Origin of the sequence: Hufsiella arboris (assembly GCF_009834875.1) — a bacterium.
In the GTDB taxonomy this organism is placed as follows: domain Bacteria; phylum Bacteroidota; class Bacteroidia; order Sphingobacteriales; family Sphingobacteriaceae; genus Hufsiella_A; species Hufsiella_A arboris.
The window spans coordinates 1-244 of sequence record NZ_WVHT01000055.1 but is presented as its reverse complement, the minus strand read 5'-3'; the positions used below and the strand labels follow the sequence as shown (position 1 = coordinate 244).

Below are 244 nucleotides of genomic sequence, written 5' to 3'. Positions count from 1 at the left end.
GGCATCGGCGGTACCATCGCTGTCTGTAAGGATGCACCTGCCCCTGATGTCACCTTTACCGGAGCCAACGGAACAGCCCCTTATACTTTCACTTATACGGTCAACGGCGGAGCCGCCCAGACAGTAACCACCACTACCGGAACCAGCGTGACCGTGAGTCAGTCAACTGCTACGGCAGGTACCTATACCTATAACCTGACCGGCGTGCAGGATGCTTCTTCAACGGCCTGCCAGCAGGTTCAGA

The 244-nt window shown here is 57.0% G+C and carries 1 protein-coding gene; it reads left to right on the top strand.

All coding sequences use genetic code 11. From position 1 onward, the window contains the following. Window positions 1–244, top strand: a 244-nt coding sequence (locus GS399_RS20605) for a hypothetical protein (protein ID WP_160846546.1), incomplete at both ends; no start/stop codon positions are given.